The following is a 26,117-nucleotide window of genomic DNA, read 5'->3' on the forward strand; positions in this document are numbered from 1 at the left end:
CGGCAGCGCCTACCAATATTCACATATCCCTGTAGGAGCTGCCGCAGGCTGCGATCTTTTATTCCTGCGCTGCCTGTTCGCGGATCACCCGGCGAATCATGTCCATCAGGGCCTGGGCCACCGGGGAGTGCAGGCAGCCATTGCGATAAGTCAGACCGATAGCCCGGGTGGTCTGGTTCAGTTGCAGGGGCAGGATGCACAACTCGCCCGAGGCGATCTCCTGTTCCAGTTGATGGGCGGAAACGGCAGCGAGCATGTCCGAACGCAACAACAGGCCGCGAATGATCGCCATGTCGCCGCTTTCTACTACAGGCCGGGGCGGCGCAATGCCGAACCGGGTGAAACACTCATCGAGCATTTGCCGGGCCGGCGAGCCGGCGCGAGGCAGCACCCATCGGGCGGCGCTCAGTTCATCGTGCGCCACGGCTGTCGAACAGAGCGGGTGACCGTGCCGCGCCAATACCACCATGTCTTCCGTGAGCAGTGCTTCGCCGACCAGGTCGCTGGCGTAGGCCTCCGGGCGCAGGGCACCGAAGACGAAATCGACATCACCGGCACGCAGCTCTGTGGCCAGCAGATCAAACGGACTTTCGTTGGTGATCACCTGGATGCCCGGGTGTTCGGCCATCATGCGTACCATGGCTTCGGGCAATATCCGGGTGCGGCCCAAGGGCAGGGCGCCGACCTGCACCACGCCTTGCAAGGTGCCGCGCAGAGCGGTGATGTCGGTCTCGATGTGGCGCAATTCGTTCAGCGCCCGGCGGATCGCAAAGAGGATTTCGTGGCTGGCACGGGTGGGCTGCAAGCCCCGTGGCGTGCGCTCGAACAGCGGTTGGCCGCACCCGTTTTCCATCACCTTGATGGTCGAGCTGATGGCCGGCTGACTCAGGCCGAGCAGGCTGGCAACGGTCTGCATGTGCCGGGTTTCGCAGAGTTTGACGAACACTTGCAGGCGCCGGGCCTGGAACAGGTACAGCGGCTCGACCGCACGTTTATCTGCGCCATCGAGCAGTCGCGGCACACTGTCCAGCTCCGCCAGCACACGACGTGCCCGCGGCAGCAAGCGCTCACCAAAGTCGGTCAGGCGCATACCGTTGGCGTGGCGCTCGAACAGTGGCACGTCGAGCCGCGTCTCCAGCTCGGAGATCGACCGTGTGACCACCGATTGAGCGCGGTACAGCGCCACAGAGGCCCTGGAAACACTCCCGTGATCGGCCACCCGGACGAAGGCGCGGACGTGCATCAGGCTGGGCAGTTCTGTGGCTTCCATGGTGCGTGGGCTCTGAAAATAGTCATTTCGGTTGGACTATGCCGTTGCCCTGATCGAGTGGCAATAAAAAAAACGCATACCTGCAACACTTCAACGCATTACTCCTGTGGCGGGTCGCGATGCGATGCTCGTTGGAAACGCAGGAGGAGTATCCGCAATGATCGAGTCACCGAAAAATGCGCTGGTCGTCAGCGCCCACTCTGCCGATTTCGTCTGGCGCGCGGGCGGTGCCATCGCGCTGCATGCGCAACAGGGCTATGCCGTGCACATCGTCTGCCTGTCCTTCGGTGAGCGCGGCGAGTCCGCCAAGCTGTGGCGCAAGGGCCAGATGAGCGAAGAGAAAGTCAAAACCGCACGGCGTGAAGAGGCCCAGGCCGCGGCCGATATCCTGGGGGCCAGCGTTGAGTTCTTTGACATCGGCGACTACCCGATGCGTGCCGACAAGGACACCCTGTTTCGCCTGGCGGATGTGTTTCGTCGCGTCCAGCCCGAGTTCGTCCTCAGCCACTCGGTGAAAGACCCTTACAACTACGATCACCCGCTGGCCATGAACCTGACGCAAGAGGCCCGCATCATCGCCCAGGCCGAAGGCTACAGGCCGGGCGAGAAAATTGTCGGTGCGCCGCCGGTCTACAGCTTCGAGCCGCACCAGCCCGAGCAATGCGAATGGCGCCCCGATGTATTGCTGGACATCACTTCGGTTTGGGACAAGAAGTACGCGGCCATCCAGTGCATGGCCGGCCAGGAACACCTCTGGGAGTACTACACACGCGTCGCCCTGCAACGCGGTGTGCAGGCCAAGCGCAACGTTGGCATCACCTCCAGCCGCGACATTGTTTATGGCGAGGGCTACCAGAGCCTCTTCCCCCGCGTGACGGAGAACTTGGCATGAGCGAACTGATCGGAAAAACCGGTGTTGTCGTGCGCAACATCCCCAGGGCCGAGCAGGCCCTGGTCGATGAACTGGGGCGCTTCGGCGTCGCGACCATCCACGAGTCCCAGGGGCGAAAAGGCCTGCTGGCGTCTTCGATTACCCCGATTCAACGAGGGACGGTCGTCAGCGGCTCGGCCGTCACGGTGCTGGTTGCACCGGGCGATAACTGGATGTTCCATGTGGCGGTGGAGCAGTGCCGCCCCGGGGATATTCTGCTGGTTGCCCCCAGCTCGCCGTGCAGCGACGGCTACTTTGGCGACCTGCTTGCCACTTCGCTCAAGGCCCACGGCGTGCGTGCCCTGGTGATCGATGCCGGGGTGCGTGACACCCATACCTTGCGCGAGATGGGCTTCCCGGTCTGGTCCCGCGCCATCAGTGCCCAGGGCACCATCAAGGAGACCCTCGGTTCGGTCAACCTGCCGCTGGTGTGCGGCGGTCAGTTGGTCAACCCGGGCGACGTGGTGGTCGCCGATGACGATGGCGTGGTCATCGTGCGTCGGGGCGAGGTCGCGCAAGTTGTCGAAGCCAGCCGTGCCCGCGCCGACCTGGAAGAGCAGAAGGCCTTGCGCCTGGCCAGGGGCGAGTTGGGGCTGGACATCTACAACATGCGCCAACGGCTTGCGGAAAAGGGCCTGCGCTACGTCGACAGCCTCGATGAACTCGGAGACTGAACATGGGCCAGACACGTATTCCTTGCCTCTTGATGCGTGGCGGGACGTCGAAAGGCGCCTACTTCCTGGCCCACGACTTGCCCGACGAGCAAGCGCTTCGAGACCGCGTATTGCTGGCGGTCATGGGCTCGCCGGATGCGCGGCAAATCGATGGCATCGGTGGCGGCGACTCGCTGACCAGCAAGGTGGCGATCATCAAGCCCTCCGCGCGCGCCGACGCCGATGTGGACTACCTGTTCGCACAGGTGCTGGTCAATGAGCCGCGGGTCGACTACGGCCAGAACTGCGGCAACATTCTTGCCGGTGTCGGACCGTTCGCTATTGAGCGCGCACTTGTGGCCGTGACGGGTGATGTAACTCCGATACGCATTTTCATGGAGAACACCGGACAGATCGCGATTGCTCATGTGCCCACACCGAACGGCACCGTGCGCTACTGCGGCGAAGCACGCATTGACGGGGTGCCGGGCTGCGCTGCGCCGTTGGTCGTTGAGTTCAAGGACATCGCCGGGTCCAGTTGTGGTGCATTGCTGCCGACAGGCAACGTGGTCGATTTGTTCGACGGCGTTGAAGTCACCTGCGTCGACAACGGTATGCCGGTGGTGTTGATCCGCGCAGAAGACCTCGGCCTCAGCGGTCATGAACGCCCTGAACAACTGGATGCCGACAGCGAAATCAAGGCCAGACTCGAATCGATCCGGTTGCAGGCCGGGCCACCCATGAACCTTGGGGATGTCAGCCAACGCAATGTGCCCAAGATGTGCCTGATTGCGCCAGCACAAGCGGGTGGAGCACTGAGCACCCGGACCTTCATCCCCCATCGCTGCCACACCAGCATCGGTGTGTTCGGTGCGGTGAGCGTGGCGGTTGCCTGCTTGATCGAGGGCAGCGTGGCGGCAGGCGTGGCGCGTGTCGTTGGGGGCGATATCAGGCAACTCTCGGTTGAACACCCCACGGGAGAGTTCACCGTAGAGTTGCGCTTTGAACATGATCGTTTAATGAGTTGCGGCCTGATGAGAACGGCCCGATTGTTACTGGACGGGGCTGTCTGTGTCCCGCGGACGCTATGGGCAGGCAAGCAGGGCGATTAAGCGGCGTGTACAAGGGCTCCCGTAGCGTCAGACGCTTTTACTGCAAAGTCCCGAACGCCATCCAGCTCAGTCGATGGGCAGCGATATGCTCAATCTCGTTCCTTTGTCCGGTGCACTGTCGATCCTGAACTCCCCACCCAGCATGCTGATGCGTTCCTTCATGCCCACCAGCCCGAACGAGTTCAGTTTTTTGCGATCCGTCATGCCTACGCCGTTGTCCTTGATCTGCAGGTAAAGCCGACGACCCTCCCTGGAGAGTTCGATGTGCACCTGTGTCGCTTGCGCGTGTCGGGCAATGTTCGACAGTGATTCCTGCACGATGCGGAACAGCGTCGTGGCGGATTTTTCATTCAGGTCGCAACGGAAATTTTCGTCTTTCGCCGACATCGTGCAATCGATCCCGCTGCGCTGGCGGAACTCTTCAAGTTGCCACTCGATCGCGGCCTGCAATCCCAGATCGAGTACGGGTGGCCGAAGATCATTGATGATACTGCGCACACTACGGATGGCTGTATCGAGGTGATGCAGTGCATCGCTGGCCTTTTCGTTGAGCCTGGGGTGCATGGCACCGGTGCGCGCCTGCAGCATGGAGACATCGATGCGCAACGCCAGCAGACTCTGCCCAAGCTCGTCGTGGATGTCGCGAGCGATGCGCTTTCGCTCTTCTTCCTTGATGTGCTCCTGATAGGAGGCCAGCTCACGCAGCTGCCGCTTCGATTGCAGCAATTCTTCGGTCTGCATCGTCAGTTTGCGCTGTAAGTAGAACAGGTCGACAAACACCTGGATCTTGGCGCGAAGCACTTCGGCGACAATCGGCGAGAAGATGTAATCCACGGCGCCCGACGTATAGCCGCGGAAACGCTCGGAATCCGTGTCGGCCTCCGCAGTGACGAAGATAATGGGCGTATGGGCCGACTTCGGGCGGCCGTGAATGAGTGCTGCGGTTTCAAAACCGTCCATCGCCGGCATTTTCACGTCGAGCAGTATGACGGCGAAGTCGCGCTGCAATAGCAGGCGCAGCGCCTCACGTCCGGACGTCGCCGTGGCGACATCGAGGCCCATGTCGGTAATCACCGCGGCGAGCGCCGTGAGCTTGGTGGGATTGTCATCCACCAGCAACACGGAGGCTGGCACGCCATCAGGCGGGGCAGGGTGCCGCACCTGGGCGTTCTCCTTGAATACCGGAGGTTGCTTCATCGATAGAGCCATCTGCGCATCAGTGACAGCAGCTGGTCGGTATCCACCGGCTTGCTGACGTAGTCCGAGGCGCCTGCCTCGATGCACTTTTCACGGTCACCCATCATCGCCTTGGCCGTCAGCGCAATCATGGGCAGGGCTTCGAATCGTTTGAAGGTACGGATCTGGCGCATGGTTTCAAAGCCATCCATCTCGGGCATCATGATGTCCATCAGCACGATGTCGGTATCGGGCTGCTGCTGCAGCAGTTCTATGGCGGTCCGGCCGTTTTCGGCCGTGGCCACCCGCATGTTGTTGCTCTCGAGCACGCTGGTCAGGGCAAAGATATTGCGCACGTCGTCGTCGACCACCAGGGCCTTTTTGCCCTCGAGGCTGTCCGAGCCCTCATAGAGTTTTTCCAGCATCCTGCGCTGGGTCTGCGACAGCCTGTCGACGACACGGTGTAGAAACAGTGCGGTTTCGTCGAGTATGCGCTCGGGGGATTGAACGGCCTTGATCACGCCCTTGCCCAGCAGTGTCCGGAAACGCTCGTGTTGCGGCTTGGTCAGTGTCTCTGCACCGTAGACGACGATCGGCAGTTCACGCCTGGCCTGGTCTTCCTGCAACGCCTCGAGCAGCTCGATGCCGGATGCGTCGGGCAGTTCGAGATGGATTGCCATGCAGTCGTAGCGTTTCTTTGCCAGTTTCTTCAAGGCTTCAGCGCCGCTGGCGGTCGTTTCGATCTTCACGTCGGTGTTGCCGAGCAGATCGAGGATGCGGGCGCGGTTCGCTTCGTCGCCGTCGATCAGCAGCAGGTTCCTGGTGTTGCGCCCTGCGAATGCGACGATGCCGACCAGCGCATGTTGAATCTCATCGGCTGTGACTGGCTTGAGCAGATAGTCGAAAGCGCCATAGCGCAGCCCGCGTGTGCGGTCGTCAGTGCTCGAGATGATCTGGACCGGGATGTGACGCGTGGCGAAATTTCCCTTCAACTGCTCGAGCAGCAACCAGCCATCGATGTCTGTCAGGCCCGGGTCCAGCGTGATCGCGGCGGGTTTGAAGCGCTCGACAAGTTCCAGTGCATCCGCGCCACGGGTCGTGACGATAGCCCTGAACCCCTTCTGGTGCGCGGCCTCGAGCAGGATGCCGGCGAATCGGGCGTCGCCCTCGAGCATCAGCAGCACCTGGTCCCCGGGTTGGACCGACTCGCGGTCGTCGAGTATCTGTGCAGAAGGGCCTGACATAAGGTCGCGCCTGACCTGGCCAGGTACTGCCTCTGTCGCGGGTTCATCCAGCATCTGACGCTGGGCATCCTGTGTTCGCAAGGGCACGTACAGCGCAAAAGTACTGCCCTTGCCGATCTCACCGGGGATCAGCCGCAGCTCACCGCCCAGCCGGTGTGCGAGCTCGCGGCTGATCGACAGGCCGAGGCCGGTGCCACCGTATTTTCGTGAGGTTCCGGTATCGGCTTGCTGGAACGCCTCGAAGATCAGCGTCTGCTTGCCGGCCGATACGCCGATGCCGGTGTCGGTGACCACGAAGGCGACCACCGCATCGGCGCGATTCAGTTCGCTGTGATCCACACTCCACCCGGACACAACGGGCTCGATGCTGATCTTGACGCTGCCTTGTTCCGTGAACTTGAAGGCGTTGGACAGCAGGTTCTTGACCACCTGCAGCAGGCGCTTTTCGTCGGTCCACAAGGCGGGGGGCAGGGTAGGCGCCAGTTCGATCGTGAAGGTCAGGCCGCGGCTTTCGGCGACCGGGCGGAAGGTGCGTTCGATCTGGTCGTGCAGATCGGCGAACAGCGCTTCATTCAGATCCAGTGTGACCGTACCCGACTCGATCTTGGACAGGTAGAGAATCTCGTCGATCAGCTCCAGCAGGTCTTTGCCCGCGCTGCGGATGGTCTTGGCATATTCGACCTGCCTGGGGGTGAGATTGTGTTCCGCGTTGTCGCTGAGCTGGCGGGCCAGGATTAGCAAGCTGTTCAATGGCGTTCTGAGTTCATGGGACATACTGGAGAGGAATTCGGATTTGTACTTCGAGGTCAGCGTCAGCTGCTCCGCCTTCTCCTCCAGCGACAGCTTGGTGATTTCGACTTCGCGGTTCTTGCGCTCGACTTCGGCTTTCTGCTCCGCCAGCAGTCCGGCCTTGTCCTCCAGCTCCTCGTTGGTCTGTCTCAATTCCTCCTGTTGCCTTTGCAGTTCGTGCGCCAGCGATTGCGACTGCTTGAGCAGTTCTTCGGTACGCATATTGGCTTCGATCGTGTTGAGCACGATACCGATCGATTCGGCCAGCTGATCAAGGAAGGTTTGATGAATGATGCTGTAGCGCGTGAACGAAGCCATTTCGACGACGGCCTTGACCTTGTTCTCGAACAGGATCGGCAACACGATGATATTCAGCGGGGCGGCAGCACCGAGTCCCGATGAAATCGCGACGTAATCGGCCGGTACATCGGTCAGCAGGATGCGCCGCTTCTCGTAGGCGCATTGCCCGACCAGGCCCTCGCCGAGCCGCCACTCATCGTTCACATTGATGTTGCCCTTGTACGCATAAGCGGACAGCAGCTTGAGTTTCGCCGGATCCGGCGGGTTCTCGTCCATCATGTAGAACACACCGTGCTGGGCGTTGATCAGCGGAGCCAGTTCAGACAGCACCATCTTGGAGACTGCCGCCAGATCGCGCTGGCCCTGCAGCAGGCGGTTGAATTTCGCCAGATTGCTCTTGAGCCAGTCCTGCTCCGCGTTTTGCCGCGTGGTCTCGCGCAGGTTGCGGATCATCTCGTTGACGTTGTCCTTGAGTTCCGCCACTTCACCCTTTGCTTCCACCTCCACGTAACGGGTCAGATCGCCCTTGGTCACGGCCGTCGCCACATCGGCAATTGCACGCACCTGGTTGGTCAGGTTGGCCGCCAGACCGTTGACGTTGTCCGTCAGGTCGCGCCAGGTGCCGGCAGCACCCGGCACGTGGGCCTGGCCCCCCAGCTTGCCCTCGACGCCCACTTCACGCGCCACCGAGGTCACCTGGTCGGAGAACAGCGCCAGCGTATCGGTCATACCGTTGATGGTGTCGGCCAGTTCGGCGATCTCACCCTTGGCTTCCAGTGTCAGTTTCTTCTTCATGTCGCCGTTGGCGACGGCGGTCACCACTTTCGCGATGCCTCGCACCTGGCTGGTCAGGTTGGCCGCCATGAAGTTCACGTTTTCGGTCAGATCCCTCCAGGTGCCGGACACGCCTTGCACCTGTGCCTGCCCCCCGAGCTTGCCTTCGGTGCCGACTTCGCGCGCCACCCGCGTCACTTCGGCGGCAAAGCTGTTGAGCTGGTCCACCATGGTGTTGATGGTGTTCTTCAGCTCCATGATTTCGCCCTTGGCTTCCACGGTGATCTTGCGCCCCAGGTTGCCTTTGGCCACCGCCGTCGTCACGTCGGCGATGTTACGCACCTGATTGGTCAGGTTGGCCGCCATGCTGTTGACCGAGTCGGTCAAGTCTTTCCAGGTGCCACCGACGCCCGTCACCTTGGCCTGGCCGCCGAGTTTGCCGTCAGTCCCCACTTCGCGCGCCATGCGCGTCACTTCGTCGGCAAAGGTCGAGAGCTGGTCCACCATGGTGTTGATGGTTTCCTTGAGCTGGAGAATTTCACCTTTGGCTTCGGCTGTGATCTTGCGCGACAGATCGCCGTTGGCCACCGCCGTCGTCACGTCGGCAATGTTGCGCACCTGGGTGGTCAGGTTGGCTGCCATGCCGTTGACCGAATTGGTCAAGTCCTTCCAGGTGCCGGACACGCCGGTCACTTCGGCCTGTCCACCCAGTTTGCCTTCGGTACCGACTTCCAGCGCGACCCGTGTCACCTCCGAGGCGAAGCTGGAGAGCTGGTCGACCATGGTGTTGATGGTGTTTTTCAGTTCGAGAATCTCGCCCTTGGCTTCTACGGTAATTTTCTTGCCGAGGTCGCCGCGCGCCACCGCCGTCGTCACCTGGGCGAGGTTGCGCACCTGGGTGGTGAGGTTGGCCGCCATGCCGTTGACCGATTCGGTCAGGTCGCGCCAGGTGCCTGAGACGCCGCGCACTTCCGCCTGGCCGCCCAACTTGCCTTCGGTACCGACTTCCAGCGCCACGCGGGTCACTTCGGCCGCGAAACTCGAGAGCTGGCCGACCATGGTGTTGATGGTGTTTTTCAGCTCGAGAATCTCACCCCGGGCTTCGACGGTAATCGTCTTGCCCAGATCGCCTTTGGCCACGGCAGTGGTCACGTAAGCGATGTTGCGCATCTGGGTGGTCAGGTTGGCGGCCATGTCGTTGACGGAGTCGGTCAGGTCTTTCCAGGTGCCGGACACCCCTTTGACATTGGCCTGCCCGCCGAGAATCCCCTCAGTGCCGACTTCGCGCGCCACGCGGGTGACCTCGGAAGCGAAGGAACCCAGGCGCGTCACCATGGTGTTCACGATCTCGGCGGATTTGAGGAACTGGCCCCGCAGTTTCAGACCGTCGAGTACCGGCGGTACCTGCTGGCTCAGATTACCCTCGGCCACCGAACCAACCACGCGAATGATCTCGTTCATCGGGCTGATGAGGTCGCTGGTGAGCGCATTGCTGGAGTTGACGATCTTTTGCCACGAGCCTTTCATCATCGGCAATTGGATACGCTCATCGACCTTGCCCTGCTTGCCGATCAGTTGCGCCACGCGTTCGAATTCGGTGGTGGTCTCGGCCGCCATGTCGATGATCTCGTTGAGCGTGTCGGCGATCTTGCCCGGCATGCCGGTCCAGTCTTCCGGCATGCGCGTGGTGAAGTCACCTTTGCGCAACGACTTCAGCGCTGCCAGCAATGTCTTCATGTCCAATACTTCGATCGGTGTCGTCACTGTGGCCATGTCTTTGTCCAGTCAAAATGATGCCGCGGGCAAGGCATCACCCCTTGCCGCAAGAGCCGGCATTGCAGTGTTTACCCTGTTGAAAACTGCGCGCTGGCTTACGAAATACTAGCAAGGTTGGTGCAATGCCCCGGATCCTGGGGGAAATTGTCATCTTGCAGTGCAATCCCGACCTGCTAACGTAGAGCCCGGCAGCAGATTCAATGGCTTGCTGGCCACTGGCCGCAGGGTTGGTGTGGGAATGCATGAGCGCGCGCCTCTGGGCCGGCGGGTTCAACATCATCTGTACATCGAGACACGATACGGCCAGGGCCTTGCGGGTGCGAATGGAAAAGACCGATGACTGACCACAAAATCAGAGTCTTGCTGGTGGATGATCACAGCATCGTGCGTAGCGGTGTGCGACGCATGCTGGAGACGGCCGGCGAGATCGACGTAACGGGTGAAGCCGAGACGGCGCAAGACGCCATGCTCCTGGTCCGCGAGCAGGATTTCGACGTGGCGCTGGTCGATATTCAGCTTCCCGACAAGAACGGCCTCGAGCTTCTCAAACTCATGCGTGCGCACAAGCCCAAGCTCGCCGTTCTGATGTTGAGCATGCATTCGGTCGAGGCCTATGCGTTACGCGCAATCAAGCACGGCGCAGCGGGATACCTCACCAAGGACATTTCCGCAGCCACCCTGGTGGCGGCCGTTCGCAAGGTGGCCTCAGGCGGCAAGCACGTCAGCCCTGAGTTGGCAGAAAAACTGGTCAATGCTATTGGCAGAGGCGACGAGGCACCCCACGAAGCGCTCTCCGACCGGGAGCTTGAAGTACTGAAGCTCCTCGCTGCAGGCGAAAGAATTGTGCGCATCGCTCAGATACTGCATTTGAGCCCGAGCACCGTCACGACGTACCGGGCACGCATCCTGGAAAAAACCGGGATGGACAGCAACGCGAAACTGGCCCGCTATGCACTTGAAAACGGCTTGTTAACCTAGAGTGACTGCTTGTAGTGGAACCACTACAAGCTTTTGGCTGATATCTCCACAAAGAACTCCTGCTAACGTCGATAGCGGAGACCGTCCCGATCAAGCATATTTACCCCTCGGAATATATTGGTCTGCTCAATGGAGTTGTCTTCGTCAACGAGTCAGAAAAGACTCCGGAATGGATATTCACAAGTTGAGCACTGAGTGCACGCTGCATTCATGTTGAATCAACGTTCAAACTGGAGGGCGTCATGATGATAGGTTATGGGTTATGCGCATTACTGTGGGGGGTAGTGCTGCTGGAGGAAATCCAACTCATGCCCCGTCAGGAATGGAAAGAAGAGGGTCTGAAAAAGGTTCTATTGCTGCGCCGGACCAGAACACGGACTGGCTACTTTATTGCGTTGATCGCGGGCGCCCTGTGCCTTTACAGCGAAATCCTGGTGGCACCGGTTGATCAGAGTATTTTCAATCCGGAACTGATACTTGCCCTGGGAGGTGTTCTTTGGGGGGCTTATCTTTCCGTAGTCTGCATGAAGGGGAAGCGATAGAGGCCGCGAGATCTCGTTCAACCCGGCGTTAGCAGCACCGTTTTCGAACTGCTAACAGCGGATTTCATTGGCTGAAGCTGAACTTCCTTGTTCAGCCTGGCTTCACCATCCAGCGAGGGCGGCGTTTCCTGGAGTCCTGAAGCCTTGCTCCATACGCGCTTCGGTGTCTCGGTCTTTTGCCCAGGCAGTGAGCAGGACCATCATCCCGAAGCCGCCGACGATGAGAACCGGATAGGCTGCCAGCAACTCGACCAGCGAGTATTTCCAGGCCAGCGGACGACCGACACCGAGCATGGCGGCATAGAACCAGGACACGGCGGAGAGAGCGCCGGAGAACAGCGCCAGCATGCGCAAGCTGAAGGAGAGCTTGAGTAACGAACCGGCTTTTTTCAGCGCCGGCAATACAGCGCTATGCAACAGGAAGCCGTTAAAGGTCAGCAGCACGACGATGCCGATTTTGGCTTGCAGTTTTGGATTGAGGAAATACTCCATCCCTTTACCGGCATAATCGATCCCGACAATACCAATGCCAGTAATCCAAAGCGCTACAAGTGCAAGCGATACGGTTTTTTGAAGGCTTTCCATGTGCGCGTCATCTTGGTGACCTGACGCATCCCCCTTCAGGAGTTGCTTGACCATTGCGATGTCACTGGTCAAGACCAGCCCGATTGCCACGCAACAGGCGATAAGATGAAAATATACAACGCCCAAACGCACATATTCCACGGTGGACGAAGAAAACATACTAAGTTCCATGGTGACCTCTTTTATTCAATAGTGAATCAACTTGGCTCTTGGCACGGCTTGATTACCGTTGCTGAGTGCCATTCAGATCCAGCCATTGTTATCAATTAATCCTGGGGCAACACGCCACCAAGATAATAGTGAGTTTCGCGAATGAACTTTCCGTCATTCGAATATGTCCATTTTCAGGTAACACAAAACCTCAATCGCACTGAGTGCACAGGAGGTTCAACTTCCGCTTCTTGTTAGGGGGCGGCTAGGCCCGGAACCCGATCGAGGAGTTGATCAGGCAATGCTGGTAGGGTCGGCAGGGCTTCCACCCCATTCGAGGAAACGGATCTTGTGAATCTCGCCCTCGCTGTCTTCGTAGACCAGGGTCACCGGTACGACGCCGGTCTTGTCGGATGTATCGGTGCGCTGCAGCACCCGTTTCACATCGATGTCCATACCATAGTGGTATTCGACGGCTGAGACATGTGCACCCGGGTCTTGCAGGTTGTTCTGGTCAAAGACACTGGGTGCGAGACTGGAAATCACGGCACTGACTATCGTGGCCATGCTCATAAGGCTGTACCTCCACTGAAGTTCACTTGACAAGGACTTAATGTGACACGTCATGAAAGTGAAGTTCACTTCACCTCGACGAACGTGCCCGCCTGAAAAGCCTGTAGTGGCTGCAAACTCTCTGCAATTCCCCGCGCTTGACGCCTCTCGACCATTCGTCCTAAAACCCCTGAATTTGTTGGTTAAAGTCCGTTTTTGAAGGAGGTCATAACATGTCATGACAGATTTTTACGCAGGGTGAATGCACGGGCTACAGCCATTAATTCCATTGGTTATGGAGGTCAGAAGCATTCGTTCTATTGCCTGTGGCATGGGTGGCTAATCTACGGAGGTTGAAGGAGGGCAACCTTCAGGACGGTGCAGCCATATGGACGAAAATCCGATTGAAACCGACTACCTGGTGATCGGTGCTGGCGCGATGGCCATGGCCTTCGTCGATACCCTGCTCAAGGAAACGAATGCACGCATCGTGATGGTGGATCGACACGATCGAGCTGGCGGGCACTGGAATGATGCCTACCCGTTCGTACGGTTACACCAGCCCTCGGCCTTCTATGGCGTCAACTCACGGGAACTGGGCAGCGGAACGAAAGACACGACGGCACTGAACGAGGGCTTGTATGAGCTAGCCTCCGGTGCCGAGGTGGTGAGCTACTTCGATCAGGTGATGAATCAGCAGTTTCTGCCCTCAGGTCGAGTCCGTTTTTTCCCCATGTGCAACTACACCGGCGACCGCCTTGACGATCACCGGTTTACCTCGCTCGTCAGCGGCGCCGACCATCAGGTCCGGGTGAGCAAAAAGGTGGTGGACGCCACCCATGCCCAGACGGCGGTGCCCTCGACCCACCCGCCCAGGTACAGGGTGGAATCCGGCGTGCAATGCGTGCCACTGAACGACCTGCCGAAAATCCGCCACCCGTACGCCAGCTACGTCGTGGTGGGATCGGGCAAGACCGGGATCGACGCTTGCCTGTGGTTGCTGCAAAACGGTGTTGCCCCCGCAACAATCAGCTGGATCATGCCGAACGATCCGTGGTTGATCGACCGGGCCAACATGCAACCCGGCCTCGACAGCTTCGAACGAACCATCGGGGGGCTCACGGCACAGTTCGAGGCCATCGCCGCCGCAGACTCGATCCCGGACCTGTTCTCCAGGCTCGAGGCGACAGGTCAGCTCTTGCGCCTGGACAAGTCCGTCGAACCCACTGCCTACCGTTGCGCCACAGTCACACAGGCGGAACTGCGTGAGCTTCGACGCATCGACAACATCGTGCGCCTGGGGCGGGTGCGGGTTATCGAGCCAACGCGCATCGTGCTCGACCAGGGCAGCATCGCCACGAGCCCAGATGCTCTGCACATTGACTGCAGCGCCAGTGCCATCCCGACACTCCCTGACATGAAGGTGTTCGACGGCGGCAAGATCAACCTGTGGATGGTCAGCAGCTGCCAACCCGTATTCAGCGCGGCCTTGATCGCCTATGTGGAAAGCCACCTGGTCGATCAAGCGCAGATGAATGCGCTGTGCACAATGGTCCCCCCGCCCCACGTCCCCTCGGACTGGATCAGAATCTGGGCGGTCTACCTGGGTAATCAACTACGCTGGGGAGAGCATGACGGCCTGGCCCGCTGGATCAAGCAGTCGCGTTTGTACTTTATGACGGCGGTGGTCAGGGGTTTGCAAGAAACCGACACCGAGAAACTGGCACAGCTGCATCGACTCTATGTCAGCCGGCAGCAGGCGCTGGCGAGTTTGCCACGGTTGCTGGGGGCCATCGCTTGAATCGCAGGAAGCGCACATGAACGAGCCACACTTCGAACTGCTCGACATCAATGGCATCCACATGCGGATAGCCACGCAAGGTAGCGGCCCGCTGGTCTTGCTATGCCACGGTTTTCCGGAGCTGTGGTACTCGTGGCGCAATCAGCTTGCTGCACTGGCGGCCGCCGGCTACAGGGCGGTAGCACCCGACATGCGTGGCTATGGCGGCACAGATGCGCCGGCCGAACCCGACGCCTACACCACGCTCCACCTGGTAGGCGACATGGTCGAGTTGGTCAACGCACTCGGCGAACGGCAAGCCGTGATCGTCGGCCATGACTGGGGTGCGCAGGTGGCCTGGAGCGCCGCATTGCTGCGACCCGATCTGTTCCGCGCAGTGGTTGGCATGAGCGTTCCCTTCTCGCCGCCGGCACGCGTGGAACTCCTCAGCGCGCTGGTCTCGCGGGGGATCAGCGACTTCTACATCCAGTATTTCCAGACGCCGGGTGTGGCCGAGGCCGAGCTGGAAAGGGACGTCGAGTCGTCGATCCGGCGCATCTACTTCAGTGGCTCGGGGGATGGCCCCGAGGGGCTGGTATTCGGCCGGCTGCAGCCGGGCCAGGGCTTCCTGGGCGCGATGATCGAGCCCGAAACCCTGCCAGGCTGGCTAAGCCTGGAGGATATTGCCTACTACACCCGCGAATTCACCCGCAGCGGATTTCGCGGCGGCTTGAACTGGTACCGCAACATGACGCGCTCATGGGCGCTGCTGGCACCCTGGCGCGGTTGCATTATTCGACAGCCCTCGATGTTCATTGCCGGCAGCCGCGACGCCGTGCTGAAGTTTCCCAGTTCCCCGCGGCAGATCGAAGCCTTCGCGCAGACACTGCCGGGACTGCGCGGGTGTCATATCCTCGAAGGTGCCGGCCACTGGATACAGCAAGAGCGCGCGACAGAGGTCGATGAGCTGCTACTGGGCTTCCTGAAAAAACTATGAACGGATCGAAACCGGAGGGACCCATGATCAATTTCATCGCCACCGACGAGCCACCTGAAGCCGTTCGCCTGATGGTCAAGGTTTACGCCTGCTTGCTGCTCGCAGGATTTGCGCTTGTTCCGGCCTATCTGATTGGCTACTTGTACTTTTTTCAGGACCCCACGCTTTTATTCGAGAATCACCTGTTCCATATCTTTGCGATCACGGCAGCGACCCTGGCAGGCCTGTTTGTTACTTACGTCACGTGGCGCTGTTATCAGTCATCGGGAGAGCCGCTGCTGCGATGGATGACGCTTGGATTTCTCGGCTTTGTAGTGATCTACGCGTTGCATGGTGCGTTCACCGGGCTTGCGCACCACAATATCTGGCTCTTCCTGCTTTATGGACCGGCTTCTCGACTGGTCATGTCGATTCTGCTGTTAATCGGAATGCTGTCGTACCACCGCCCACCTGATGCCGCGGACCAACGAATCAAGGCTCGCCCGTGGTTGACCTGGATAGGACTGTTCCTGCTGGTTGACGTGGCAGTGGCGTACGTCGCGAATTCGCCGATCGCCAGCAATCTCGCGGTGCGCCTGTCGATGGAGGGGGGCGCCCTCGTTCTTTCCACGTTGACCGTGACCATACTCCTGCTGCGCCGTATCCGTTCGCCGCTGATGACCATTTTCATCATCTCGGTCACCGCGTTCGCGCTGTCCTCCCTTGCCTTCATCCTTGCGCGTCCGTGGAACCATATGTGGTGGCTCGCTCACGCGATCTTCGCCGGTGGATTCTTCATGTTGAGCTATGGGGTCGTGCAAGCGTTCCTCACCACGCGGTCGTTTTCCAGGATCTACAGCCAGGAGGAGTTGATGGTGCGTCTTGCCGAAGCGATGGCGTATGCCGAGAGCGCCCTGCAGGAACTCCAGCGCACCAATCAAGAACTCGGGCACCTGGCGGCGACCGATCCACTGACAGGCGCTGATAATCGGCGTCGGTTCATGGAGCGGGTCGAAGGCGAGATCGGCCGGACCAAACGCGGCGATGCGCCGTTCTCTGTGTTGGCACTGGACCTGGATAATTTCAAGTCCATCAACGATCGCTTCGGGCATCAGGTGGGCGATGACATCCTGAAGAGTTTCGTGGAGAAATGCCTCGATTCGATCCGGCCGTATGACGGCGTAGCCCGAGTGGGCGGAGAAGAATTCATGATACTGCTGCCGCAGACTTCACTTGAAGGCGCGCACGAAATCGCCGAGCGTCTGCGAAGCACCGTTGCCAATAGTTCCTTTCATGGCCTGCAGCGGCCAACCGTGGTCACAGTGAGCATCGGCGTATCGCAATCCGGTCGCGATGGCGACACCATCGAGGCCATTCTGCGTACAGCCGATCAACGCCTGTATCACGCTAAACACGAAGGCCGTAACCGTGTGGTCACTGCCTTCAAGACCAGCCTCCAACCGCTGCCCTGAGTGTCGTCTCGAAGTCGCTGAAAGCGTCGGCACCGATACCCGGCTTTGCGCCACGGTATCGGCTGTCATTCGCAGGGTTCAGCCTGTTTCACCGGCATTATCCGATGACGTTTCGCCGCCCATACGACCCCGCCCACCAGCAACACGATCGAGACCACTTCCATCAAGCCAGGCATGCGCTGGCTGAACAGAAAACCGTATACGCAGGCAAACAGCGTTTCGAACACGATCATCTGGCCGCTCAACGACGCGGGCATTCGACGCGAGCAAGCATTCCAGAGCCCATTGGCCAGCCATGAACCACAGAGTGCCAGGAACAGGCAAACCCACAGGAAAGTCGTCCAGCGGCTGCTTTCAACCTCAGAGGGCACCAGGTTCGGGAACAGCATCAAGGCCGCGAAGCCGAACACGATCGCCACGATGCCCGTCACGATGCCGGTCAGCGTCGACCACTCGCTGCTGTTGAAATGGCTTTGTTTGAGATACCGGGCGTTGTGGGTGGCGTACCACGACCAGCAGGCCACGGCACTGAACCCGCAGGCCAGGCCCAGCAACTGGGAAGACAATGAGGTGCTCGCCGCCTGCGCGCCGGTATGTTCCAGACTGACCGATACGATACCCAGGAATACCAGCAGCAGGGGGAGCTTGAGCCTGGTCAGGGGCAGGGACCCTGCATCGCTACGCCCCAGAAAGGTGATGGCGACCGGCATCATGCCGTTGATAAGGGCGGCCGCGGTCACCCCGCTCAGCTGTACGGAAGCGCCCAGGAGCGCGTAGTTCAGGACATTTCCGGTCAGTGACAGACGCAGCAGCATCCAGGCATCGCCGCGGGTCAAACGCGACAGCAGGCGGGACGCGATGGGTAAGGCCACGAGGAGCGAGATCATCCCGTACAGGGCAAACCGCACACTGCTGATCAGCACGGCATTGAATTCCGGCAGCAACGAAGGGCCGATGATCACGCCACCCCAGATGGCACCCGCCAATATCGCAAATACAACACCACTGTTCATCATCTCGGCTCTGGCAGGCTGTTTAGCCGCATTCTAGCCATGGCAGGTAAGCGCCACCTGCGATATAAAGTTGGTCACCCATTCCCCAGGGGAATGTCTCGTAGCGCTCGTCAGTCCCGGAGAACCGCCATCAACCGTTATCTGCGTACCTTGCCCCCATTGGAGACCCTGATCACGTTCGAGGCCGTGGGACGACACGCCAGCTTCACGGGCGCCGCCGGCGAGCTGTTTCTGACTCAGAGCGCCGTGAGCAAACAGATGCGCCAGCTTGAGGACTGCATGGGCGTCCCGCTCTTCGAGCGCAAACCACGAGGGGTCAAGTTGACCAGCGCAGGGGATGAACTGCTGATGACGGTCAACGTGCTCCTGACCACGATGTACCAAAGCGTCACGCGAATTCGCAACGTTCATCAGTCCAACGCCGTCTCGGTGCTGGCGACCCATGCCCTTGCCCAATTCTGGCTGTTCCCGAAGCTGATCGAATTCAACAAGGCGTACCCGGACATCGCCGTGCACGTTCACGCGATCAATGAATTCGATGAGGCAAGCCTCAATGATTTCGACGTGGGCGTACTCTATGGTTCCGGCCAATGGCCCTCGCTGGACAGCGATTTCCTGCTGCCGGAAATCGTCTACGCCGTGGCTCATCCTTCACTGGATGTCTCGGGGGTCGAGACACTGGAACAATTGGCGCAAGCCAACCTGGTGCAAATCGACACCTGCGCCTGGCAGTGTCTGGACTGGCATCAATGGTTCGGTCACTTTGGTATCGACTTCGTCGCGCGGGACAAGGCCCCGGTCTTCAACCAGCTGACGTTGGCGTACCGGGCCGTTCAACAAGGCATGGGCATCGGCCTGGCCTGGTCGTTCATGGCGGATGAGGCGCTGGCCAAGGGAGAATTGCAGCGGGTGACGCCTTTCGAATGCGTGACGGGCAATGGCGAATTCCTGGTGTCGCTCAAGCATCGCAAGCGTTCTGCCTCGGCCGAGATATTTCGCCAGTGGCTCCTGGGGTCGATGGGGGACTGATGACCGAGGCAGCTGTTCAAGTTAGATATCCAAAGCAGGCAACCATTGGCCGAATACTGTTCGTCGCGAAGGGTGGAAACGACCCGAAAGCAGACGTTGGCGACAGGCAGGAATCGGCCAGGAGCGGTCACTGCGCATGCCTACGAAGTCAGGGTCGATTCAGGTGCCGCCGAAACATAAAAACTGTACGCCCGAAAGTCACATCCCCCCATGGAACTTTCCAGAAAAATGATGTCAATTTGATGGCTCGTTGCAGCAACAAGATCATCTTGGATCAGTCAGCGTCAGGCTACTTCAGGCCATCCCTGGCGCGTGATAAACCAAAGATCGTCACGTAGCATAGACCAATGAGTAGTTCTACAATCCCCCCTCACTACGCGCTTCTGCACCAACTCTAGAAGGTTTGTGAATGATAAAGACTATCCCGATGTGGCAAATGATGATCGCCACCAAAGGTAAGAAAGCGGGACTTGCAGTACTGGCATCCTTACCTGCTTTCATCGTTGCCGGTGCGTGGGCGTTTCTTGACGGGTTGCAAAATGGGCAAAAGCGCCAGGCGGCAATGGGGCTTATTTGTCTGGTTTTTTTTGGTGTGTGCACCCTGCTATTTGCACCTTCAAAACAATATATTCCCGGCAAGACATTTCAGGGTTATAGAAATAAAAAACTCAGTACAAAGGCGGCCATAAATTACGGTTACGGGATCATTGTTTTTATTTTCGCAGGTTTTGCGGCTCTTGCACCGGAAGACACGCTGAAAGCAATAGGCTTTGGATTAATAGGCATCTTTAGCCTTTATGTTGTGTCAAAAAGCTTAAAATTTCACGCAGATATCGATTTTTCGACAAATGAATATTTGGCAACCGCTCTGGGATTTCCTGTAGGGGAGAAAATTCTGGTCAGCTACCAGAATTTTGATGCTGACGAGATTGAAGTTGGTAGCAATGCTTTTGCCGCGACAGCGACAAAATTAATTGTAGCGTCGTTTGATGGGGATCTTTGGAGAAAGCAGTCATGGGATCTGAATCAGGTCTCGCGCATTGGCATCATTGGCGATGAAAATCAAAATTACTTCGTTAAACTGCAATTCAATGATGGGGCCGATGCTTTGTTGCGCATTGGACTATATGAAAAGCTCACATCAAATCCCGTTCTGGTAATAAGAAGGCTGTTGGAAGCGATTGATGCAAGTCTCCTTTGTGGTAGTGGTGCATCACAGACAGCACAAAGGCGTCGGGTGGTTGTCAACTCTGGAACTCCAGCATCGAGTTCAAAAAATGTTGCGCCTGAGGCTGCGCTTGCATCCATGGCACCTACGCGCAACATCGAGGTTGCCCCTGACGTATTAATTGCTATCCAGAATGCCGAAGAAGTTGTTCCTGGTCGCCGGCTGGAGCTTTAGCAATGTCTCATTGTACAAAGTTTGAATTTTCTTATGTTAATGAAGAAGCCATTGCCAAAGCTTTCGGCAAGATGGGCCTTAGCCCAACGACTGGTCTGGTTTCCGTATTTGCCAGCGACTTCAGTAAAAAGGTGTTGAGCAAAATAGGCTATATGGGCAAGCAGCAATTTAGAGCTATTTGTGGCCAAACGGCTGATAAATTCAATCTATTTGTTTGCCAAGTTGAGGAGGGCTACTACAAACTCCTCATCGAACGGGAAACTATTTCGGCCGGCGATGAAGCGATAATGGCTGATTTGGCTTTAAGCTTTCAGAAAGCGTACATCAGCGTAGCCATCGATGAAACCATCAAGCGCATAGACGCATCAGGTGTTCCAGCAAGAGTGAAAGAAGCGCTTCAAGGGTTCGAGGTTGAATTTGGACCTAACTACGAATACAGCATTCATGTCACCTTTACGGGCGATGAAATCACGGAGGAAGTGCATGGCGTGAAAGGCGACATTTGCACAAAACTTACTGAAGAGCTTGAATCTCTACTTTCTAGCCCTACTGCGGAGCTTGTGACTGAGTGGAAGCCGGAATATACCGTAGTCCATGAAGAGCAAACCCTACAAATTCTCAGCGCGAATTTCTAAATGGAAATCAATGTGCACCACATGGAGTTGAGCAGCGTTAACGGCCCCGGGTTGCGCTTGACAGTATGGGTACAGGGTTGTGCGCTGAATTGTAAGGGGTGCTTCAATCAGGGGACCCACCCTCGCGAAGCGAGTACGCTGATGTCTATTTATGAATTGGCACAGAAGATAAATGCACTGGACATCGCTGGGGTTACCCTCTCTGGGGGGGAGCCGCTCGACCAGGCGCCAGTCTTGGAGCAATTAATACATGCCGTCAATGGCGAGAAAAACTGGATACTTTATACAGGCTATACGCCAAAAGAGATATTCCAGAATGAAGCCATGATTCGAGTTGTTAAAGCGGTAGACTTGACGCTGGCTGGTCGGTATCGGCACAACGCGCAACATCCCTATCAGCACAAGCAGATTATAAAAACCAGCGACAGAGTCGATATTGACTTTTTTCGTACCAGAAGAGTAGTCGAGTTTGTTGTTTCAAATTCTGGCGTTACCAAAACCGGTCTTCCGATGCATGTATAACTCAGTTCAAGCGCAGGGATAATAGGCATGAACCGTACCAAGCAGATAACAGATTACCTCAAAGCTCGTTATGCGATTTTGGTCATTGAAACGTTCGAGGAAGAGCGTGCACTCAATGAAATTTCTGAAATCGCCAAGACGCTTAGCCATCGTTTGTTCGTTTGGAACTCGACGCTAGGAGTCCAGATAAATGGCGTCGTGGCTGGCGATAAAACCTTTGATTTGAAAATGGCCCTGGACTTTTGCGAAGAAAAGGCGAAGGAGGAGGGCAGCAAGAATATTTTTGTTTTTTGTGATGCTCATAACTACCTTGCCTCAAGCTCAAATCCTGTCTATCGTCGTCGACTTCGAGATTTAGCCATAAATATCCGCTCGCGTGGATATCGAAGTAATTGCATTATCGTGGCGCCCAGCTTTGAAATTGCCAATGATCTTCAAAAGGAAATCACGTTAATTGATTTTCCTTTGCCATCAAGAGATGAAGTCAAGGCGCAGATCAACAGTTTTGTTAATTCCTGGCAAGGCAACAGCAGCGTTAAGATTGATCTTTCCAGCGAAACCAAAGATAAACTCATTGATGCCGCTTTGGGCCTCACGGGATTGGAAATTGACAATAGCTTGTCTCGTTCATTGGTATCCAGTCTGGGTGTAAATGAAAATACCGTAAAGGATCTGCTTTCCGAAAAAAAACAAATTATACGGAAAACAGGTATCTTGGAATACATCGACTCAAAGGTAAATCTTGAGGATGTTGGAGGCCTGGCAACTCTTAAGAAGTGGCTCCATTTGCGTAGCCAGTGTTTTGGGCAGAGTGCTCAGGAGTTCGGTGTCGGAACCCCGAAGGGTTTGCTCTTAACTGGAGTTCCTGGTTGCGGTAAGTCTCTGACGGCGAAATGCGTATCGTCGTCATGGAACATGCCCTTATTGCGTTTGGATATGGGAAAAATCTTTCAGGGGGTGGTTGGCTCTTCAGAATCCAATATTCGTTCCGCACTACGTACTGCCGAAGCTATTTCGCCCTGCATCCTATGGATCGATGAAATTGAAAAAGGACTTTCCGGCTCTTCCGGAGGAGCATCTGATGGTGGCACGGCTACACGCGTATTCGGCACACTATTGACTTGGATGCAAGAAAAAACGGCGCCTGTTTTTGTGTTTGCTACCGCGAACAACATCAACAGCTTACCTCCGGAATTGTTGAGAAAGGGGCGATTCGACGAAATATTTTTCGTTGACTTCCCGTCGACATTAGAAAGAAAGAAGATTCTTGAAATACATCTGAAGAAATTGAAACGTGATCCGGAAAAATTTGATTTGGATCGATTGGCTGCTCTAGGAGGAGAGTCGAATTTTGGTAAAGACATTGTGCTTTCTGGTGCTGAAATCGAAGCGTGGGTTGGGGACTCGCTGATTGAAGCGTTCTCACGGCGGATGAATGGCGCTGGTGATGTAAGCGACCTGACTATGGCTGATTTTGAAACGACTATTTCGCGATTAGTACCAATGAGCAAAATGCGTAAAGACGAGTTTACAAAACTTCGTGATTGGGCGAATCAAAACGCAATTAGCGCTTCGGCCATGGTTACCGGTCAGAATGATACGGAAACTCAAATCGGCGGCAGGCAAATTGATTTTTAATCTGCGGTGATTTTTCAGTGGGTAAGGCTAAGTTGCACAAATCGCGGCTGATGGTCAGGCCGGTAAAATGACTGCATGAGCAAGCCTGCACCGGCCAAGTACAAAACGAATAATTTAGATGGCGGCCTAACCGCTTAAACCCTGGCGACACGCCCATTCGGGTCAGCAGAACCGAGTGGGCCCAAGGAAGAAAGGATGACCTCCGTGGCCAACATTTCTTTCCCTCGAAACAGAATTCCGAACCGCTAGATTTGGATATCGGTGAGCGGAGTAGTTATCGGCTCGAAGCGTGCTTACGCGAACGGTTGCTTTTGGCCGTTTTCTGTCTTCCACGAAGGGCAGCTTTGGGGCGGTTGCTGCCTTTCCTGACAGGCCGCAATCGGTTTTTCTACGCACACCCGAATGACTATTCTGGCCGATTGCTGCCTGTCTCGAAGGGCTGCAAACGACCCAAATGAAGTGGACGGTGTTTTAGATGACGTCGAGGCCACGTCGATGGGCCATCTGTTCTAGCCTCAGAATCAATCAGGCCTAAGAGGTTCAGAATAGCGAGGAGTAAATCCCCAAGCGCAAGGGACGCAAGAATTCCTCGAAAACGTATTCCAGGCACCGTCCGGGAAGGGTAGGTCCAATGCCTTGCCTCAGAGAAGAGGACCGGCATTGGTCTCGCTGCCGGCGAGCCCCTGAAGCGCTCGCCTGCAGTCCTTAAAATAGCCGGGTGATTTCATTCAAGATCCGATCCTGGGTTTGAGTACTTGGCCTTTGGCGATAAGCTACTGCGAGAAAAGCAACGCCTTCGTAGTCGCAGCGAATCGAAAAAGTCATGCCTTCACGCAACCCGTAGACTGATCTTTCTCCTGCTTCAACAAAATATCTCGCTTTTGTAAGAGCCGCTCTGGCGCGCTGCAGGCAACCCGTTTGGCTAAGTGAGTGTTGTATCCAACTCGTTGTGATTCGCACAGACGACGTCTCGCTGTCATCGACAGGTGGTCGAGTAATTTCTTTAGTCGCTGCCGTCATGTTCTCGTCGCTGGTGCAAGCGGTCAGCCCCATTGAGATAACACCCAGTAAAAAACCAAGACGAACACTTGAATGCTTGAGTGGATTTCGCATGGTGAGGCGTACCTGTGATGATCTGCAATGAATGAAGTGTCAGGCCGCACTTGCCGGTATCAGTGCTGCCCTCAGGACTGCGGGTCGAACCCGAAGACGCGCACTTCCTGGTCGCAGCGACAGGCCTTGGCGATGCGCGCCGCCCACGCTATGGCCTCATCGCGTGAAGGCAGTTCCAGCACGGTGAAGCCGCCGTCGAGCGTGGGCGCCCAAGGATAGCCGCCCATTGCAACTGCGCCGTCGGCAGAGACGAGTATGGGCGGTACGTCGTTGTCGATTCCGCCGCCGAACACGTAGACACCGGCGGTTTTCGCCTCATCAATCACAGCGTGTGAGTCGCGGCGCACCGCTTCCCATTCGCCATCGGGCACAACCATCGCCGCGCTTGGAAAAGAGATCAGGTATTTGGCCACGGTGCTTCTTCCGGGAATTGATGGTGGTCGTGACGCCTGTGGGCGGCATGCACCGTCCAATGGACTCGCTGGCTGCACGGGCAAACGTTTAAAGGCTAGCGCATTGGGCCGCCGCAAGGCTGCCGCTCGTCGGCGACAGCGCCTGGCCGATTTCTGCCCCGCGTGACAGGCAGAAATCGGCCAAAAAGCATTTATCAGTATGGGATTTTGTTTAGCGGTACTTGCCGGGAGCGATCCAGGCTGGCGTGACATCGCGAACCCGGAAGATTTTGCAGTACAAAACAGCGACGGTGTCTCTCGCCCCCAAACCCAATGATAGAATCTCGTTTTGAAAAAGGAGTTTCATCTGTGGAGGCTGGAAAAAAGAGTTGCCCCTATTGCGCGGAAGTCATCATGGCTGAAGCCATTTTATGTAAACACTGCCAATCCGACCTCAGGCAAAAAGTACGAATCCCGCCCGGGTGGCCAATACCGTCAGAAAAGAAAATTGGCCGGGTCGGCATGATCATCGTTGGAATCACTGTCGCAATCACCTTGTACCTGGCGGTCGGCTTTTATGTCAGTAGCACATCGCAAGACAAGGAAAGCATGCAGGCCCGTGATGCCGCCGAACAATGCCGCGAGGAAGTAGACAGCTACTCCGGCCCGGCAATCGGAAAAAGCATCATCGCAGAGGTGTGTCGAAAGCTGGAGGACGATTTCCGCAAGGGTTTGAGCCAGGTGCCATAAAAAAGGGATTTCACGGAATCCCGGGGGAAAACAGATCATGTAGGAGCTGCCGAAGGCTGCGATCTTTTGATCTTGATCTTCAGCAATCTCCAGATCGCAAAATCAAAATCAAAAGATCGCAGCCTTCGGCAGCTCCTACAGGGGAACACGCACGCCTCAGAACCAGGTCGGCCGGTAGGCCGCCTGGCTTTGGCTGTTGATCTGGTTCTGGCATGGATGGCGGCGTTCCTACGAAAAACCTGAGAGCACCGCGGTGTCAGGCTCCCCGCATCATCGTTGACCTCCATCGCGAGCAAGCTCGCTCCTACAGGCCGGGCGGCGTTCCGTTCTTCCAAGTTACCCGCTGTAAAAGCGGAACCATAGGCGGCCGTTACCGCAGAAATGGGTATGTACACCACTAACAAAATCCGCCAGCCCGCCACTGAGCGGTTTTTTTGCCTTTGGCATCTGGCTGGCTGAATCAGACCAAGCCGACAAACGACAGGATAAACAGGATGATCACGACGGCGCCAACGAGGTAGATAATATTGTTCATGACTTCACCGCTTCATTTGGGTTGAGGG

At 57.2% G+C, this 26,117-nt stretch carries 22 protein-coding genes; 14 read left to right on the plus strand and 8 right to left on the minus strand.

The window, feature by feature from the left end:
- Window positions 1-58: 58 nt before the first annotated feature.
- A complete protein-coding gene (locus AC07YV_RS13200; protein ID WP_102701137.1) occupies window positions 59-1,270 on the minus strand; it encodes a LysR family transcriptional regulator in 1,212 nt (403 codons plus the stop codon).
- A 157-nt stretch (window positions 1,271-1,427) separates the two neighbouring features.
- On the opposite strand from AC07YV_RS13200, the gene galB reads away from it, so the two are divergent.
- The 3 genes from galB to AC07YV_RS13215 are packed head-to-tail and all read left to right on the plus strand — an operon-like array spanning window position 1,428 to window position 3,966.
- Entirely contained in the window at window positions 1,428-2,162 is a 735-nt protein-coding gene (gene galB / locus AC07YV_RS13205; RefSeq protein WP_102701136.1) for a 4-oxalmesaconate hydratase, read from the plus strand.
- A complete protein-coding gene (locus tag AC07YV_RS13210) occupies window positions 2,159-2,875 on the plus strand; it encodes a 4-carboxy-4-hydroxy-2-oxoadipate aldolase/oxaloacetate decarboxylase (protein WP_102701135.1) in 717 nt (238 codons plus the stop codon). Before galB ends, AC07YV_RS13210 begins: the two co-directional genes overlap by 4 nt.
- Window positions 2,876-2,877: 2 nt before the next feature.
- Window positions 2,878-3,966, plus strand: coding sequence for a 4-oxalomesaconate tautomerase (locus AC07YV_RS13215; protein WP_102701134.1), 1,089 nt, complete (start codon window positions 2,878-2,880; stop codon window positions 3,964-3,966).
- Window positions 3,967-4,032: 66 nt separating this feature from the next.
- Here AC07YV_RS13215 and AC07YV_RS13220 read toward each other — a convergent pair whose 3' ends face one another.
- Entirely contained in the window at window positions 4,033-5,163 is a 1,131-nt protein-coding gene (locus AC07YV_RS13220) for an ATP-binding response regulator (protein WP_102701133.1), read from the minus strand.
- A complete protein-coding gene (locus tag AC07YV_RS13225; RefSeq protein ID WP_102701132.1) occupies window positions 5,160-10,022 on the minus strand; it encodes a response regulator in 4,863 nt (1,620 codons plus the stop codon). Before AC07YV_RS13225 ends, AC07YV_RS13220 begins: the two co-directional genes overlap by 4 nt.
- A 339-nt stretch (window positions 10,023-10,361) precedes the next feature.
- Between AC07YV_RS13225 and AC07YV_RS13230 the strand changes: the two genes are divergently transcribed.
- Window positions 10,362-11,003: a response regulator gene (locus tag AC07YV_RS13230; RefSeq protein ID WP_102701131.1), complete on the plus strand. Its 642-nt coding sequence runs from the start codon at window positions 10,362-10,364 to the stop codon at window positions 11,001-11,003.
- A gap of 242 nt (window positions 11,004-11,245) precedes the next feature.
- Window positions 11,246-11,545: a hypothetical protein gene (locus AC07YV_RS13235; RefSeq protein ID WP_102701130.1), complete on the plus strand. Its 300-nt coding sequence runs from the start codon at window positions 11,246-11,248 to the stop codon at window positions 11,543-11,545.
- A gap of 102 nt (window positions 11,546-11,647) precedes the next feature.
- On the opposite strand, the gene AC07YV_RS13240 is transcribed toward AC07YV_RS13235, so the two are convergent.
- Both AC07YV_RS13240 and AC07YV_RS13245 read right to left on the minus strand, forming a co-directional pair.
- Window positions 11,648-12,301 (minus strand): hypothetical protein, encoded by a 654-nt coding sequence (locus AC07YV_RS13240; RefSeq protein ID WP_102701129.1) that lies wholly within the window; start codon window positions 12,299-12,301, stop codon window positions 11,648-11,650.
- Between the two features lie 273 nt (window positions 12,302-12,574).
- The gene (locus tag AC07YV_RS13245; protein WP_095967106.1) at window positions 12,575-12,853 is read right to left on the minus strand and encodes a DUF2790 domain-containing protein; all 279 of its coding nucleotides are present in this window, start codon (window positions 12,851-12,853) and stop codon (window positions 12,575-12,577) included.
- Between the two features lie 367 nt (window positions 12,854-13,220).
- Between AC07YV_RS13245 and AC07YV_RS13250 the strand changes: the two genes are divergently transcribed.
- From AC07YV_RS13250 to AC07YV_RS13260, 3 genes are read left to right on the plus strand one after another with little or no spacing between them, the layout of a single operon-like run.
- Window positions 13,221-14,633, plus strand: a complete 1,413-nt coding sequence (locus AC07YV_RS13250; RefSeq protein WP_102701128.1) for an NAD(P)/FAD-dependent oxidoreductase — start codon at window positions 13,221-13,223, stop codon at window positions 14,631-14,633.
- A gap of 16 nt (window positions 14,634-14,649) precedes the next feature.
- The gene (locus tag AC07YV_RS13255; protein WP_102701127.1) at window positions 14,650-15,609 is read left to right on the plus strand and encodes an alpha/beta fold hydrolase; all 960 of its coding nucleotides are present in this window, start codon (window positions 14,650-14,652) and stop codon (window positions 15,607-15,609) included.
- A 23-nt stretch (window positions 15,610-15,632) separates the two neighbouring features.
- A complete protein-coding gene (locus tag AC07YV_RS13260; protein WP_102701126.1) occupies window positions 15,633-17,060 on the plus strand; it encodes a diguanylate cyclase in 1,428 nt (475 codons plus the stop codon).
- Between the two features lie 65 nt (window positions 17,061-17,125).
- Here AC07YV_RS13260 and AC07YV_RS13265 read toward each other — a convergent pair whose 3' ends face one another.
- A complete protein-coding gene (locus tag AC07YV_RS13265) occupies window positions 17,126-18,076 on the minus strand; it encodes a DMT family transporter (protein WP_102701125.1) in 951 nt (316 codons plus the stop codon).
- A 90-nt stretch (window positions 18,077-18,166) separates the two neighbouring features.
- On the opposite strand from AC07YV_RS13265, the gene AC07YV_RS13270 reads away from it, so the two are divergent.
- The 5 genes from AC07YV_RS13270 to AC07YV_RS13290 all read left to right on the plus strand — a co-directional run bounded on the left by AC07YV_RS13270 (window position 18,167) and on the right by AC07YV_RS13290 (window position 23,299).
- On the plus strand, window positions 18,167-19,102 hold the full coding sequence (locus tag AC07YV_RS13270; protein ID WP_102701124.1) for a LysR substrate-binding domain-containing protein: 936 nt from the start codon (window positions 18,167-18,169) through the stop codon (window positions 19,100-19,102).
- Between the two features lie 409 nt (window positions 19,103-19,511).
- Window positions 19,512-20,504 (plus strand): hypothetical protein, encoded by a 993-nt coding sequence (locus AC07YV_RS13275; RefSeq protein ID WP_102701123.1) that lies wholly within the window; start codon window positions 19,512-19,514, stop codon window positions 20,502-20,504.
- A gap of 2 nt (window positions 20,505-20,506) precedes the next feature.
- Entirely contained in the window at window positions 20,507-21,139 is a 633-nt protein-coding gene (locus AC07YV_RS13280) for a DUF2997 domain-containing protein (RefSeq protein ID WP_102701122.1), read from the plus strand.
- A 21-nt stretch (window positions 21,140-21,160) separates the two neighbouring features.
- Window positions 21,161-21,661 carry a 4Fe-4S single cluster domain-containing protein gene (locus AC07YV_RS13285; RefSeq protein ID WP_494990308.1) on the plus strand — a complete coding sequence of 167 codons (501 nt, stop codon included), beginning with the start codon at window positions 21,161-21,163 and terminating at the stop codon, window positions 21,659-21,661.
- Window positions 21,662-21,688: 27 nt separating this feature from the next.
- Window positions 21,689-23,299: an AAA family ATPase gene (locus tag AC07YV_RS13290; protein WP_102701120.1), complete on the plus strand. Its 1,611-nt coding sequence runs from the start codon at window positions 21,689-21,691 to the stop codon at window positions 23,297-23,299.
- Between the two features lie 705 nt (window positions 23,300-24,004).
- Here the strand turns inward: AC07YV_RS13290 and AC07YV_RS13295 are convergent.
- Window positions 24,005-24,412 (minus strand): hypothetical protein, encoded by a 408-nt coding sequence (locus AC07YV_RS13295; RefSeq protein ID WP_146025387.1) that lies wholly within the window; start codon window positions 24,410-24,412, stop codon window positions 24,005-24,007.
- Window positions 24,413-24,483: 71 nt separating this feature from the next.
- Window positions 24,484-24,825 carry a YciI family protein gene (locus AC07YV_RS13300; RefSeq protein WP_102701119.1) on the minus strand — a complete coding sequence of 114 codons (342 nt, stop codon included), beginning with the start codon at window positions 24,823-24,825 and terminating at the stop codon, window positions 24,484-24,486.
- A gap of 393 nt (window positions 24,826-25,218) precedes the next feature.
- Between AC07YV_RS13300 and AC07YV_RS13305 the strand changes: the two genes are divergently transcribed.
- Window positions 25,219-25,554, plus strand: coding sequence for a hypothetical protein (locus AC07YV_RS13305; RefSeq protein ID WP_256358694.1), 336 nt, complete (start codon window positions 25,219-25,221; stop codon window positions 25,552-25,554).
- Window positions 25,555-26,117: the final 563 nt, after the last annotated feature.

The organism is Pseudomonas sp. GW456-E7 (assembly GCF_059424105.1).

Bases quoted from the DNA above. Each gene is read 5' to 3' on its own strand.
- AC07YV_RS13200 (WP_102701137.1), bottom strand. From the start codon at position 1,270: ATGGAAGCCACAGAACTGCCCAGCCTGATGCACGTCCGCGCCTTCGTC.
- galB (WP_102701136.1), top strand. From the start codon at position 1,428: ATGATCGAGTCACCGAAAAATGCGCTGGTCGTCAGCGCCCACTCTGCC.
- AC07YV_RS13210 (WP_102701135.1), top strand. From the start codon at position 2,159: ATGAGCGAACTGATCGGAAAAACCGGTGTTGTCGTGCGCAACATCCCC.
- AC07YV_RS13215 (WP_102701134.1), top strand. From the start codon at position 2,878: ATGGGCCAGACACGTATTCCTTGCCTCTTGATGCGTGGCGGGACGTCG.
- AC07YV_RS13220 (WP_102701133.1), bottom strand. From the start codon at position 5,163: ATGAAGCAACCTCCGGTATTCAAGGAGAACGCCCAGGTGCGGCACCCT.
- AC07YV_RS13225 (WP_102701132.1), bottom strand. From the start codon at position 10,022: ATGGCCACAGTGACGACACCGATCGAAGTATTGGACATGAAGACATTG.
- AC07YV_RS13230 (WP_102701131.1), top strand. From the start codon at position 10,362: ATGACTGACCACAAAATCAGAGTCTTGCTGGTGGATGATCACAGCATC.
- AC07YV_RS13235 (WP_102701130.1), top strand. From the start codon at position 11,246: ATGATGATAGGTTATGGGTTATGCGCATTACTGTGGGGGGTAGTGCTG.
- AC07YV_RS13240 (WP_102701129.1), bottom strand. From the start codon at position 12,301: ATGGAACTTAGTATGTTTTCTTCGTCCACCGTGGAATATGTGCGTTTG.
- AC07YV_RS13245 (WP_095967106.1), bottom strand. From the start codon at position 12,853: ATGAGCATGGCCACGATAGTCAGTGCCGTGATTTCCAGTCTCGCACCC.
- AC07YV_RS13250 (WP_102701128.1), top strand. From the start codon at position 13,221: ATGGACGAAAATCCGATTGAAACCGACTACCTGGTGATCGGTGCTGGC.
- AC07YV_RS13255 (WP_102701127.1), top strand. From the start codon at position 14,650: ATGAACGAGCCACACTTCGAACTGCTCGACATCAATGGCATCCACATG.
- AC07YV_RS13260 (WP_102701126.1), top strand. From the start codon at position 15,633: ATGATCAATTTCATCGCCACCGACGAGCCACCTGAAGCCGTTCGCCTG.
- AC07YV_RS13265 (WP_102701125.1), bottom strand. From the start codon at position 18,076: ATGATGAACAGTGGTGTTGTATTTGCGATATTGGCGGGTGCCATCTGG.
- AC07YV_RS13270 (WP_102701124.1), top strand. From the start codon at position 18,167: ATGTCTCGTAGCGCTCGTCAGTCCCGGAGAACCGCCATCAACCGTTAT.
- AC07YV_RS13275 (WP_102701123.1), top strand. From the start codon at position 19,512: ATGATAAAGACTATCCCGATGTGGCAAATGATGATCGCCACCAAAGGT.
- AC07YV_RS13280 (WP_102701122.1), top strand. From the start codon at position 20,507: ATGTCTCATTGTACAAAGTTTGAATTTTCTTATGTTAATGAAGAAGCC.
- AC07YV_RS13285 (WP_494990308.1), top strand. From the start codon at position 21,161: ATGGAGTTGAGCAGCGTTAACGGCCCCGGGTTGCGCTTGACAGTATGG.
- AC07YV_RS13290 (WP_102701120.1), top strand. From the start codon at position 21,689: ATGAACCGTACCAAGCAGATAACAGATTACCTCAAAGCTCGTTATGCG.
- AC07YV_RS13295 (WP_146025387.1), bottom strand. From the start codon at position 24,412: ATGCGAAATCCACTCAAGCATTCAAGTGTTCGTCTTGGTTTTTTACTG.
- AC07YV_RS13305 (WP_256358694.1), top strand. From the start codon at position 25,219: ATGGCTGAAGCCATTTTATGTAAACACTGCCAATCCGACCTCAGGCAA.